General features: G+C 64.1%; 19 protein-coding genes and 1 other RNA gene. 17 read left to right on the forward strand and 3 right to left on the reverse strand.

What is annotated here, in order from left to right; genetic code table 11:
- Positions 1–22: 22 nt before the first annotated feature.
- The 9 genes from DGI_RS04410 to DGI_RS04440 all read left to right on the forward strand — a co-directional run bounded on the left by DGI_RS04410 (position 23) and on the right by DGI_RS04440 (position 4,062).
- Positions 23–301 (forward strand): HU family DNA-binding protein, encoded by a 279-nt coding sequence (locus DGI_RS04410; RefSeq protein ID WP_021759514.1) that lies wholly within the window; start codon positions 23–25, stop codon positions 299–301.
- Positions 294–449, forward strand: a complete 156-nt coding sequence (locus DGI_RS18690; protein WP_021759515.1) for a hypothetical protein — start codon at positions 294–296, stop codon at positions 447–449. The genes DGI_RS04410 and DGI_RS18690 overlap by 8 nt, the downstream gene beginning before the upstream one ends.
- Positions 450–452: 3 nt before the next feature.
- An RNA gene (locus DGI_RS17815) (hammerhead ribozyme type II) lies at positions 453–519 on the forward strand.
- A gap of 10 nt (positions 520–529) precedes the next feature.
- Entirely contained in the window at positions 530–787 is a 258-nt protein-coding gene (locus DGI_RS04415) for a hypothetical protein (RefSeq protein ID WP_021759516.1), read from the forward strand.
- A 2-nt stretch (positions 788–789) separates the two neighbouring features.
- A complete protein-coding gene (locus DGI_RS18695) occupies positions 790–1,659 on the forward strand; it encodes a hypothetical protein (RefSeq protein WP_034608269.1) in 870 nt (289 codons plus the stop codon).
- A complete protein-coding gene (locus tag DGI_RS04425; protein WP_051349728.1) occupies positions 1,628–2,140 on the forward strand; it encodes a regulatory protein GemA in 513 nt (170 codons plus the stop codon). Before DGI_RS18695 ends, DGI_RS04425 begins: the two co-directional genes overlap by 32 nt.
- Positions 2,137–2,511 carry a helix-turn-helix domain-containing protein gene (locus tag DGI_RS04430; protein WP_021759519.1) on the forward strand — a complete coding sequence of 125 codons (375 nt, stop codon included), beginning with the start codon at positions 2,137–2,139 and terminating at the stop codon, positions 2,509–2,511. Before DGI_RS04425 ends, DGI_RS04430 begins: the two co-directional genes overlap by 4 nt.
- Positions 2,512–2,609: 98 nt before the next feature.
- On the forward strand, positions 2,610–2,918 hold the full coding sequence (locus DGI_RS04435) for a hypothetical protein (protein WP_041725534.1): 309 nt from the start codon (positions 2,610–2,612) through the stop codon (positions 2,916–2,918).
- Positions 2,919–3,000: 82 nt separating this feature from the next.
- Positions 3,001–4,062, forward strand: coding sequence for a type I restriction endonuclease (locus tag DGI_RS04440; protein WP_021759521.1), 1,062 nt, complete (start codon positions 3,001–3,003; stop codon positions 4,060–4,062).
- 222 nt (positions 4,063–4,284) lie between these two features.
- On the opposite strand, the gene DGI_RS04445 is transcribed toward DGI_RS04440, so the two are convergent.
- Genes DGI_RS04445 through DGI_RS04455 form a run of 3 tightly spaced genes read right to left on the reverse strand, consistent with a single transcriptional unit; the run spans position 4,285 to position 6,694 of the window.
- A complete protein-coding gene (locus tag DGI_RS04445) occupies positions 4,285–4,695 on the reverse strand; it encodes a very short patch repair endonuclease (protein WP_021759522.1) in 411 nt (136 codons plus the stop codon).
- A complete protein-coding gene (locus tag DGI_RS04450) occupies positions 4,692–5,549 on the reverse strand; it encodes a hypothetical protein (RefSeq protein ID WP_021759523.1) in 858 nt (285 codons plus the stop codon). Before DGI_RS04450 ends, DGI_RS04445 begins: the two co-directional genes overlap by 4 nt.
- Positions 5,546–6,694, reverse strand: a complete 1,149-nt coding sequence (locus DGI_RS04455; protein WP_021759524.1) for a DNA cytosine methyltransferase — start codon at positions 6,692–6,694, stop codon at positions 5,546–5,548. Before DGI_RS04455 ends, DGI_RS04450 begins: the two co-directional genes overlap by 4 nt.
- Before the next feature lie 334 nt (positions 6,695–7,028).
- On the opposite strand from DGI_RS04455, the gene DGI_RS04460 reads away from it, so the two are divergent.
- The 8 genes from DGI_RS04460 to DGI_RS04495 form a co-directional block, all read left to right on the forward strand.
- Positions 7,029–7,577, forward strand: coding sequence for a glycoside hydrolase family 108 protein (locus tag DGI_RS04460; protein ID WP_021759525.1), 549 nt, complete (start codon positions 7,029–7,031; stop codon positions 7,575–7,577).
- A 24-nt stretch (positions 7,578–7,601) separates the two neighbouring features.
- Positions 7,602–7,817, forward strand: coding sequence for a hypothetical protein (locus tag DGI_RS04465; RefSeq protein WP_021759526.1), 216 nt, complete (start codon positions 7,602–7,604; stop codon positions 7,815–7,817).
- A 7-nt stretch (positions 7,818–7,824) separates the two neighbouring features.
- The gene (locus tag DGI_RS04470) at positions 7,825–8,055 is read left to right on the forward strand and encodes a TraR/DksA C4-type zinc finger protein (protein ID WP_021759527.1); all 231 of its coding nucleotides are present in this window, start codon (positions 7,825–7,827) and stop codon (positions 8,053–8,055) included.
- Complete coding sequence (locus DGI_RS04475; RefSeq protein ID WP_021759528.1) at positions 8,052–8,393, forward strand: DUF2730 family protein; 342 nt, start codon at positions 8,052–8,054, stop codon at positions 8,391–8,393. Before DGI_RS04470 ends, DGI_RS04475 begins: the two co-directional genes overlap by 4 nt.
- Positions 8,394–8,398: 5 nt before the next feature.
- Positions 8,399–8,704, forward strand: a complete 306-nt coding sequence (locus DGI_RS04480) for a VpaChn25_0724 family phage protein (RefSeq protein ID WP_041725535.1) — start codon at positions 8,399–8,401, stop codon at positions 8,702–8,704.
- A gap of 8 nt (positions 8,705–8,712) precedes the next feature.
- Positions 8,713–9,291: a DUF3486 family protein gene (locus DGI_RS16895; protein ID WP_021759530.1), complete on the forward strand. Its 579-nt coding sequence runs from the start codon at positions 8,713–8,715 to the stop codon at positions 9,289–9,291.
- Positions 9,292–9,293: 2 nt separating this feature from the next.
- Positions 9,294–10,766, forward strand: a complete 1,473-nt coding sequence (locus DGI_RS04490; protein ID WP_021759531.1) for a phage terminase large subunit family protein — start codon at positions 9,294–9,296, stop codon at positions 10,764–10,766.
- A gap of 174 nt (positions 10,767–10,940) precedes the next feature.
- The coding region (locus DGI_RS04495; RefSeq protein WP_193787667.1) for a phage portal protein family protein at positions 10,941–11,830 on the forward strand (890 nt) is incomplete at its 3' end.

Consider the following 11,830-nt stretch of genomic DNA (forward strand, 5'->3'; position numbering starts at 1 on the left):
CCAACCGAAAGGACAATCCATCATGACCAAAGCGGAACTGATCGACGCCATCGCCCTGTCCACCGGAGACCTCAACAAAGCCGCCATCGGCCAAGTGCTGGACACCCTGGCCAAAGTGGCCGGGGAAGCCCTGGCCAGGGGCGAGGACGTGCCCCTGCCGGGCATCGGCAAGCTGGAAGTGCGCGAACGCGCCGCCCGCACGGGCCGCAACCCCAAGACCGGCGAGGCGCTGGAAATCGCCGCCCACAAGGCCGTGGGTTTCAAGCCGTCGGGCACGCTGAAGGGGGCGGTCAATGCCTGATCCCATCGTCCGCACCCCTGAAGAGCTGACCGAGCTGGAAAACGCCTGGGCCGCGGCATTTGAGGAAGGCACGCCCGGCGCGGGGGCCGTGCTGGACCTCATCCTGTGGCTGACCGATCCCGGCCTTGATCCGCCGATGCCGAGTTAACCCTTGCGAAACGGGAGGATTCCTCCCGTCGCCCTGGCGTGGTGGCCAGTGGCCTGATGAGCAGCCCAATGGAGCATGAAATGGCCAAAAAGCCCAAAAGCAACCCCGCCTTGCATCCGCCCCAGCCCAGCGACTGCATGTTGCTGCTGGTGAAGGGCGGGCCGGTGCCCGTGTTTGTGAAGCCGACCGGGTACAAACGGTGCGCCCAGCCGGGCGTCTGGTGCGTGCAGGTGTTTAACGGCCTGCAGTGCTGCCCCGGCTGCAACTTGTTGTGTCAGTTCCCGCCTTCCGCCGGCCTGATTAAGGGCCAGCAAGTGCTTGTGGTGAAGGAGTTGTAGCCATGAGCAGCATGGACACCGCCGCCCGGGCCGCCTGGCTGGCCGCCCACACCTTTCTCTGTCCGCACCTGCGTGCCCGGTTGACGCCGGCCCAGTGCGCCGCCAACCGCGCCCGGCCTGACGTGACCGACCCTGCCGCCGGGGCCTGGGACGGCATCCACGCCAAGGAAAAGGCCCTGCGTCCCAGCGCCTGCGGGGCATGCCAGGACTGGGAAACGCTGGCGGAAACAGTAGGCGCGGCGGGTGTGGCGGGAACGGCCCCCGCCCTGCGCATGCCCGACAACCTGTTGCCGCATCTGTTCAAGCGGGAGCTGCCAGCGACCGCGCCGCCCTCATCCATTCCCCCCATCGTGGAGGCCGCCATGCCGCAAGACGCGCAGGCCGCATGCCCCCCGCCCCGCGGCGGATTCCAGCCGCGCGGGCAGAATCTGGCCAGGGCGCAAGCGACCTATGGCGAGGCCTTGCCGGACTGGATTGCGGCCCTGGCCAGGGCCTGCGACGCCAGCACGCAGCGGGAGGTGGCGGCACAGCTGGGCTTGAGTCAGCCGACGGTGTCGCGATGCTGCCGCACGCGGGTGCGGCAGTGCTACCACATTGAAGAGCTCGTCCGGCAGTTGCTCATGCCTGCCGCCCTGGATGGCCTTGCGCCGGCTTTGATGCCCGACGCCCGACTCGACGCCCGTCCCGACGCCCAACTGGCCAATGCCTTCCGCCGTTTGGCCGATGCCCAGGCCCTGGCCGGGCGGCTTGCCCAGGCCCTGGCCGAGGCGCAACAGCTTTTATTCGCCCTGCAGCCCCAACAGATACCACAACAGGTGCCACAACAGATGGAGGTCGAGCATGTCCACGCACGTGAATCAGACCACAGCTAAGCAGGCCCCCAAGCCATCCCCCAAGCAGGCCCCCAGGAAAGCCAGTGGCCGGCAGGCCCTGTCCGCCAAGATCCACATCGCCGTCAAGGATCTGAACATGCCCGACGAAGCCTACCGGGACATCCTGCAGGCCCGCTTCGGCGTGGCCAGCTCCGCCCGGCTCTCCGTGGCGCAGCTGCAGGATCTGCTCAAGCATTTTGCCGGCCTGGGTTGGGCGCCCAAGAAGAAGCGCCCCGCCCCGCGGGCAGGCATTGAGAAGCTGTGCAAGCGCATCTGGGCGCAGTGCTACAGCCTCAAGCGCCCCGTGCCGGCCTATGCCGACGGGCTGGCCAAACGCATGTATGGCGTGGAGAAGCTCATCTGGTGCGACGCCGCCCAGTTGCATGCCATCACCACGGCCCTGGGCCTGCAGCAAACCCGCGAGGACGCGCCCACGGCACCCTATGCCCATGCTCATGCTCATGACGAGGTCCAGGCGTGAGCGAGCGGTGGTTGTCATACCCGGAGCTGCAGGACGTCCTGGGCCGGGACAAGGCCGAGGCCCTGTGCCAGGCCCTGGGCGGGCTGCTGACCTACCTGCCGCACGCGCCCAAGCCCACGCACCCCTTTGCGCCGATCCTCGGCATGCCGTCCCTGGAGGCCCTGGCCGCCTATGCCGGGGGCTGGCACATCAGCCTGCCCAACCTGCGCCGGCCCGAGGCCATGAAGGGCCAAATCCTGGAGCTCCTGGCCCAAGGCCTGCCGCACCGGGAGATTGCCGAGCGCCTGGGCGTGTCCCAACGCTGGATCCGGCACCTGGCCGCCGAACAACGCACCGCCGCCGGCCAGCCGCAGCAGTTGCGGCTATTTTGAAGCACGGAATCGGGGGAAACCTTTCTGGAGAAAGGTTCTCCCGCCCTTCGAGAACTGGCCCCCTTCCAAAGACTTTTTTTATCAGGGGTTTCATCGGAATGGAGACAGAACAGCAGACACACCCCGCCACGAGGCTGCACGGCACCTGGAAGAGCCCATCCCCTGGCTGCAAGGACGTGGTCCGCTTCGACGTGGGCAGCGGCCGGCTGTACGGCTTCATCAACGGGCACGCCTTCGCCCGGGATCTGCTGATTGGGGACGTGGCCGAGACAGACGCCGGCCTGGTCTTTCAGCTCCGCGCCGATGGCAAGCCCGTGCGGGCCACCATCGGCCAGGATGGTATCCTAGCCATGGAAGCCGGCGGGAAGGTGTTCATGTTCAAGCGGCACACCGATGAACCGCGTTAAAAAAGCCGGGTTGCCCCGGCGGTAACGCTGCTTGCGATCCATTCGCTTGGCTGGTATCGCCAATGCAAAGGAGCGTAACGCCATGGACCATTCCGCCGTTGCCAATTTGTCTTCCAGGATCAAGCAGGTTGCCGGCCAACAGATGAACGAAGCCATGACCAAGCATTCGTTGGTGTTGCCGTTCATCCAATCCCTCGGGTACGATATTTTCAATCCTGCCGAGGTCGCCGCAGAGTTCACCGCCGACGTGGGCACCAAAAAGCATGAGAAGATCGACTTCGCCATCCTGCGCGAAGGGCAACCGGTCATGATGATCGAATGCAAGATGTGTGGCGCGGCCCTTGATGCCGGGAAGTGCAACCAGCTGCATCGGTATTTCATGACCCATCCAACGGCGAAGATCGGCATCTTGACCAATGGTGTGAAGTATTTGTTCTTTACCGATCTGGAGCAGCCGAACATCATGGATGCCAAGCCATTCATGGAAGTTGATTTCAGCGCCTTCAACGAGCGATTCTTGCCGGAACTGCAAAAGCTCACCAAGGATAAATGGGACATTGATGGAGCGCTCTCTTCAGCGAGCAGCTTGAAATATGTTCGTGAAGTGAAAAAGGTATTCGCGGAGGAAGTGGCAAACCCCTCTGATGGATTCGTGAAGTATTTTGCCTCGCGCGCATATGATGGCTCCATTACGGCAAAGGTGCGGGAGTTGTTTTCAACAATCGTCCGCCGGGCCATCAATGAATATATCAATGACCAAATTAACAGTCGTCTTGACTTTGCCAAGGTTGACGAGGCGGCTTCACATGACGTGTCGCCCCAGGCAGAGGATGTTGAAGAAGACAAGGCCGAAGTGATCACGACGGAAGAGGAGCGCACTGCCTATCTTACAATCAAAGCCATTCTGCACAAGCACGTCAATCCGGCGCGTGTAGTCATGCGGGATGCGAAGAGCTATTGCGCCATCCTGCTGGATGACAACAACCGCAAGCCCATCTGCCGGCTGTATTTCAACGGGAAGAAAAAGTTCGTCGGATTCTTTCTTGCCGACAAGACCGAAGAAAAAATTCAGATCGCTGGCCTGGATGATCTCTTTCTACACGAGGAGCGCCTGAAAGCCGCCGTTGAGGGGTACAGTGCCTGACGTGGAAATGGAGACGGCATAGATATAAAAAATTAGGCCCGCCGGGAGCTTGCTTCCGGGGGGCCTTGTTGTTTGATCCCGTGCACTATCGAAGACGGCAAGACAGACACGGTGCTGCGCTTCCGACTTGGCCCGTTCACTTACACGAAGACGGTTGCGCCCGAGGCCCCTGCCGACGGCCGGCGTTAAAAAAAGCTGGAACGGGGTTGGGGGGTTAGGCTATCAGGCATTCAAATATGCTGCCAAACGATTCTGCAGCGCGGCGGTGTCTTTCACTTGGCACTCCCACACCAAAAGGACTTCCCAGCCCAGCTGTCGCAGCCTCGCGATATGTTGCGCATCGCGCATGATATTGGCAGCGATCTTTTTTCGCCAATATGTCGTGTTGGTCTTCGGGACGCGCGCGCCGCGTGGGCACTCATGTCCATGCCAGAAGCAGCCATGGACAAACACCACTTTTTTGCGGCTTGGAAAGACAATATCCGGCTTGCCTGGCAGGTCCTTGCGTTGGATGCGATACCGGAAGCCCATGGCAAACAAGAGCCGTCGCACCGCCAGCTCAGGCGTCGTGTCCCGGCTCTTGACTGCGCGCATGGTGCGGCTTCTCGCCTCTCGACTCTCTTCCCTGGTCATGTACGACGGATCGCCGTCATCCCTGACTCGCGCTGCAGGGCCCCGCCCCTTGTGACGCTGGTGGCTCGGACCGTCTCCGCTCCTTGATGGGCCACAGTGATCTGGACGCTGTTCAATTCTTCGTCGACACCACCAAAGCAGCCGTGGAACGCCTGCAGCAGCTCAACCTGTCCAATGGCCTGGGGCGCTGGGCTCGGATTGTTCCTGGGGCTTGGGATGGTTGATGGGAAGAGATAAATGCAGGGCGGCGGCAAACGATATGGCCCCACAGTGGTCAACCGGTGTTTGCTCTGGGCTATTTTGGGACAAATGCGCCCGATGGTGGCGCACATCATGTCCCAGATGACAAGTCCATCGACCCGTTGCGCCCGGGAGATGATGTCGGCGCTCAACCGCGTGTGGATGCCAGACCAGGCATTATGGCGGGGGTCGGCTGACGGGTTGGTGCACACGCTCCAAAGAATGAATTCGTTGGCATGGGGCGGGCGCTCAAAAATATTGGTGTTGTTCCCATCAAGACAACCCTTCAGTTCGATAACCGCAACCCGTCCAGAAGGCATGCGCACAGAGTAGTCATGCCGGTTGGCATCGCCCGCCGACTCCCACTCGGCAACATATCCCGCGTCCTGCATGTAATTCAAGACATGCTGCACAAACTCTCGTTTTTCCCGCATGGTGGCGGAAAACTGCCCCCTGATGCGCTCAATCGCTCCCCGGAACAGGCCGCTGGCATAGAATTCTTGTTCTGAAAGGCCGTGATCGCCCAGGGTGTGGGCTTCGGTTTTCAACACTTCGGCGAACGCCTCTATGCGTCGCTTGAGCTCTTCATTCGAGGCGCAAGGAATAATACTCATGCCGCCGCCTTGTCTGCCGCCAACGCATGCCTCCGCAAGATGGGGTTGAACAGGTGCGTCGCCAGATATGACACGACGGGAACCGCCACGCCGTCCCCGGTCAGGTGGTATGCCTCGTTGTAGTTTTGCGGAAGGCGGTACGACTCGGGCAACCCCATAAGCCTGGCTGTTTCACGGGTAGACAACAGACGCGAACGGACGCGCTCACCTTCAACCACCAGAATGGTCTGCCGGCTTGAGCCCCCGGCGGGGGTGCGGAGGCAGCCCGCCACCTCGTCAAAGCGAACTTCCGCCCTTTGCACCTTGCGACCATATTCATCCCGACGGGTACGCTTGTACACGCCGCCCACCAATTTCCGCCCAATTTGTTTGACAGTCTCCACCTTGGCCACATTGAGCGCACTCATCATACGAAGCAGTTTTTCCGTCTCCGCAGGTGAATGCCAGGATACGCCTTCCGGATGCTCCTCCACCAAATCGGCAAATGTGCTCTTTCGCTTGGGCGGCTGCGGCAACGCCCACCACAGCCAGCGCGCATGAGTTTTGCCGGGCAACGCCCCATGGGCTCGAATCAGGCCGGGCGAATGCCAAAGCGTGGAGGGCTGGCAGGTCGTCAAGAACGCCGGCAAGGCAATGTCTCCGCGCACGCCAATGATAAAAAGACGTTTGCGGGATTGCGGGAGGAACAGCGCGGCGTCCAGGACCATGGCCCCCACGTTGTAGCCAGCTTCGATGTAGGCGCTACAAATGGCCGCGAAATCCTTCCCCCCATGGGAGGAAAGCGCCCCGCACACATTTTCCAGGACGATTAACTTGGGGGCACGGCCGTCCGCAATGATGCCGCGCATCAGGCTCCAAAACGGCCAAAAGGTGCCGGAGCGTTCCCCCCGCAAGCCCGCGCCGCCGCCAGCCAGGGAAAGGTCCTGACAGGGAAACGAGCCCCAGACGAGGTCCGCCCTGCCCGGAAGGTCGGAAGGGGACAAGGATCTCACATCACAGGCGCGCATTGCGCCTAGCCCCCAATTGGCCTCGTATGTTCTGGCTTTCTTTAGGTCAAAGTCGTTGGCGAACAGGCATCTCCACCCGTGGCCAAGTCCGGCCCGGGCCATGCCGCCGCCGGCGAAGAATTCGTAAAAACTGCCCATAGGCCCTCAGTGCGGCTATCGCAGGGAGCAAGATTCACTCCGGCGCTGCTGGTGGAGGGCAAAATTATAGCGCATGGGGCGACTGGAGGCAAGAAGAGGCTTACGGGTGGTGCCCCCTGTCGGCCAGGGCGAGAAGCAACAGAGGGGGAGAACAAAAGCCGCCAGATCACAGACGGAGCAGCCGGCCAGCCCGTCAACCCCTCCCCATACACCGCCTGCCCCGCCGCATCCCGCCAGGAAGCGCTTCCATCACGACGAATCCCCCACGCCGGACTAGACCAACAGCTAGCCCGGCGTTGTTGTGTTGCCGGCCACTTGTGACGCGGGAGGCTGTATGCCGACGGAATGGGACGCCTTTTTTGACTGGCTCATGGGTGCCGAGGGGCGCGTGGTGCATCACGATCCCGACGACACCGGCGGGCAGACCTGCTGGGGCATTGCCCGCAAGCACCATCCGGACTGGGAGGGCTGGGCCGTGGTGGACCGGCACGCCCCCAAACAGCCGCCGCGCGCGGAAATTGAGCCCCTGGTAAGCGCCTTTTATCAGAAACTGTTGGCCTCCTGGTGGCTGAGCACCCCCACGCCCCTGCGCGAAGTCCTGTGTGACATCGTGGTCAACATGGGCGCGGGCAGGGCCACGTGCCTGCTGCAGGAAGGGGTCAATCGCGCATCCGGCCAGGCCCGCCTCTCCGTGGACGGCGTCATTGGCCCCAAGACCCTGGCCGCGGTGTCACGGCGGGAGCCCCGCGCGCTGGCCCTGGACGTGTGCGCCGTCCGCCTGGATGCCTACACGCGGATCGTGGCCCGCAGGCCCTCGCAGGGCAAGTTCCTCAGGGGCTGGCGCAATCGCGTGGCCTCCCTCAAACGGTTTCTTTCCCTCTGAACTGACCACACAAGGAGCGTGTCCATGGGCGGCTATACCAACAGCAAACCGTTGTATGCGTCCCGGACCTTTTGGGGCGGGGTGATTGCCATCCTGGCCGGGGCGGCGGGCATGATCGGCTATGTTGTCGGCCCGGACGATCAGGCCCAGTTGGCGGAGATCGCCACGGCGGTGGCCTCGGCCCTGGGCGGCCTGGCGGCCATTGCCGGCCGGATCATGGCCACCAAACCCATCGAGTAGGCGAGTCATGGATGAAGCGGATCAGGCGCAACGGGCGGAGGCCGCCTTTCTGGAGGCAGCCCTGGCCAAGGCAGGCGGGGCGAGGCGTGCCGCCGAATTGTCTGGCGCCCCCGGCACGTTGGACTGCCCCGGCTGCATCGACTGCGGCGAGCCCATCCCCGTGGCGCGGCTACGGGCCATGCCCGGTTGCCGTCGCTGCCGGGATTGCCAGGACCTTTACGAATCGGAGCGGCCATGAGCTGGGACGCGGTGCTTGCCAAATTCATGCCCTGGGCGCTCCTGCTGGTGCAAGCGCTTTTTGGCTGGGCCATGTGGAGCCTGCGCAAGGAGTTTGTGCGCAAGGACGATCACAGCCTGAGCTGCAGCAGCCTGGCCCAGCGCCTGGTGGCCGTGGAACAACACCTGGACCGCATGCCCACGGCCGAGCAGTGGCAGCAACTGCAGGTGGCCATTGAGGAAATGCGCGGCGGGCACAAGGTGGTGCTGGCCAAGCTGGAAGGCCAGGGCGAAGTGCTGAAGCGCATTGAACACCCCGTGCACCTGCTCATGGAACATCATCTGCGAGGCGACAAGTGAGCCAAGTGAGCTTTGCCAAGACGTTAACGGAAGATCGCCGGCTGGTGATCCTGCGCTTTTTGTCCGAGGCCCAGGGCTGGCACCTGAACACCGCCGTGCTGCACACCGCCCTGGACAACTATGCCCACAGCGTCAGCCGTGACCAGGTGGAGACGGACGCCGCCTGGCTGGCGGAACAGGGGCTGGTGACGGTGGAGGCCGTTGGTCCCGTGCGCGTGGCCACCCTCACGGATCGTGGCCTGGACGTGGCCGAAGGCCGGGCGGTGGTGCCTGGCGTCAAGCGACCCGGCCCGCGGTCTGGCTTGCGGTAGGAGATACCATGCCTGGAGTATCCACCGTGAAGCGCCTGCCGCCCGAAATCCGGGACGAAGTGCATCGGCTGCTGGAGTCCGGCCAGACCCTGGACGCCGTTGTGGCCCATTTGCGCGGGATGGGCGTGGAGGCCGTCAGCCGCAGCGCCTTGGGCCGCTACAAGCAGAATTTTGACCGCATCATGGAGAAGGTGCGCCGCAGCCGGGACATTGCCGACGCCCTGGTGCGCAACTTTGGCCAGGAAGACGAGCACAAGAGCGCGCGGGCCAACATCGAGATGATGCATGCCATTGTCTCGGACATGCTCATGCAGATCGGGGATCCCGATGATCCGGACGGCGGGGGCGAAGGGGGCGGCGGCCTGCAGCTGGACGCCCGGCAGGCCCATGACCTGGCCAAAGCGCTGGACCATCTGGCCAAGGCCCGCAAGGCGGACCAGGACGCCATTGTCCGGGCGCGGGAGGAAGGGGCCAGGGCCGAAGCCAAGGCGGCCAGCGAGCGCATGGAGGCCTCGGCCAAGCGTGCCGGCGTGTCCGACGACGTCATCCGGACCATCCGCCGCGACGTGCTGCGCATGGCGGAATAGCCATGGCCAAACGCCGCGCGCCTGTTCCCCCTGCCGCCTCTTCACCTGCCGCCGTCGCTTCCCCGCGCACTGGCAAGGCCAAGTGTCTGCCGCCGGACCCCACGGCGTTGTTTCTCCCGTACCAGGAACGCTGGATCAAAGACCGCTCCCGCCTCAAGCTCATGGAAAAGGGCCGGCAGATCGGCCTGTCCTGGAGCACGGCGTACCCGCTGGTGGAGCGCACGGCCAGGGCGGGCGCGGCCCATGACATGTGGGTTAGCAGCCGCGACGAAATCCAGGCCCGGCTGTTCCTGGAAGACTGCAAGATGTGGGCAAAGGTCTTTGACCAGGTGGCCACGGACATGGGCGAACAGGTCATAGACCCGGACAAGCGCCTGTCCGCCTATGTGCTGCGCTTCGCCTCGGGCAAGTGCATCTACAGCATGTCCAGCAACCCGGACGCCCAGGCCGGCAAGCGCGGCGGCCGCGTGCTGGATGAATTCGCCCTGCACAAAGACCCGCGCATGATGTGGTCCATCGCCTACCCCGGCATCACCTGGGGCGGCAATCTGGAAGTCATTTCCACCCATCGCGGCAGCAAGAACTTTTTCAACGAGCTGATCCGGGAGGTGCGGGAGCGGGGCAACCCCAAGGGCATCAGTCTGCACCGGGTGACCCTGGAAGACGCCCTCAATCAGGGCTTTCTGTTCAAGCTCCAGCAGGCCCTGCCGCCCGACGCCGAACAGCAGGCCATGGACGAGGCGGCCTACTTCGACTTCGTCAAGGCCGGCTGCGCCGATGAAGAATCCTTTCTCCAGGAATACATGTGCCAGCCCGGCGACGATGACGCGGCCTTCCTGGAATACGACATCATCGCCAGTTGCGAATACGGCCCGCGGGATCACTGGGAGCTGGCCGCGCCGCCCCTGGAGTTGCAGGGCGAGCTGTACGGCGGCCTGGACATTGGGCGCAAGCGGGACCTGACCGTCCTGTGGATCCTGGAGCGCCTGGGCGATGTGCTGTACACCCGCGCCGTGATCACCCTGGCCGCCATGCCCAAGCCGGCCCAGGAAGCCATCCTCTGGCCCTGGATCAAGATGTTGCGCCGGACCTGTTTTGACTACACCGGCCTGGGCATCGGCTGGGGCGACGACGCCCAGGCGCAGTTTGGCGCGCACCGCGTGGAGCTGGTGACCTTCACCCCCCACATCAAGGAAGCCCTGGCCTTTCCCGTGCGCGGGGCCATGGAGGATCGGCGGTTGCGCCTGCCCCATGATCCCCACATCCGCGCGGACCTGCGTTCCGTGACCAAGCAGGCCACCGCCGCGGGCAACATCCGCTTTACCGCCGAACGCACCGCCGACGGCCACGCCGACCGCTTCTGGGCCTTGGCCCTGGCCCTGCACGCCGCCGGCTCCCGCGCCCCCGCGCCCATGGAGCACCAAAGCGCTGGGGCGCGCGTCAGTGGCGAGTATGGGCAGGCGTGGCGGGGGTAGGCATGATCGGGGGAAACCTTTCTGGAGAAAGGTTCTCCCCCGAACCCCCTTCCAAAGACTTTCATAAGGGGTTGGGGAGACAATATAAAAAGTTTGGGAAGGGGGAGCGCGAGGGGGAGAACCCTTTTCAAAGGGTTTCCCCCTCGCACCTCTCGCCTTGCCAGGAGGTTCCACATGGCGCCTGAGCGCAACGAAATAGCCGCCTCCCGTGACGGGCGGGATAGTGTCCGGGGCTGGCTGTCGCCCCTCATGCTGGCCCCGGTGGATGACCGCGTGCTCCTGGAGCGCGGCGGCGGGGACTATCGCCTGTATGAGGAGGTGTTGCGCGACGATCACGTCAAGACCGCCATCACACAACGCGCCCACGGCGTCATCGCGCGGGATTGGAAGATTGAGCCCGGCGGCACGCGGGCCAAGGACAAGGCCGCCGCGGACTTTCTGCAAGAGACCCTGGAGGCGTTGCAGTGGGACCGCATCACCCTGGCCATGCTGGCCGGGGTCTACTACGGGTTCAGCGTGGCGGAATGCCTGTGGACGCGGGACGGGCGGTTTGTGCGGCTGGAGGATGTGAAAGTCCGCAACCGGCGGCGCTTCGGGTTCGACGGCGCAGGCCGCTTGCGGCTGCTGACCCTGGCCGACGCCATGCCCGGCGAGCTCATGCCCGAGCGCAAGTTCTGGGTCTTCCGGGCCGGGGCGGACCATGACGACGCGCCCTACGGCCTGGGCCTGGCGCACTATCTGTACTGGCCCGTGTGGCTCAAGCGCAACGCCTGGCGCTTCTGGGCTACCTATTTGGAAAAGTACGCCGCGCCCACGGCCCTGGGCAAGTATCCCTCGGGCTCCAGCGACGTGGACAAGGGCCGGCTGCTGGAGGCGCTCACGGCCATCCAACGCGATTCCGCCATCATCGTGCCGGACGGGATGCTGGTGGAGCTGCTGGAGGCCACCCGCGCCGGCAGCGTGGATTACCAGGGCTTTATCAACGCCTGCAACGAGGCGATTTTGCTGCTCTGCATCGGCCAGACTGCCACGGCCAAGGGCACCCCCGGCAGCCTGGGCGGCGA

It is taken from the genome of Megalodesulfovibrio gigas DSM 1382 = ATCC 19364 (assembly GCF_000468495.1).
Lineage (GTDB): Bacteria > Desulfobacterota > Desulfovibrionia > Desulfovibrionales > Desulfovibrionaceae > Megalodesulfovibrio > Megalodesulfovibrio gigas.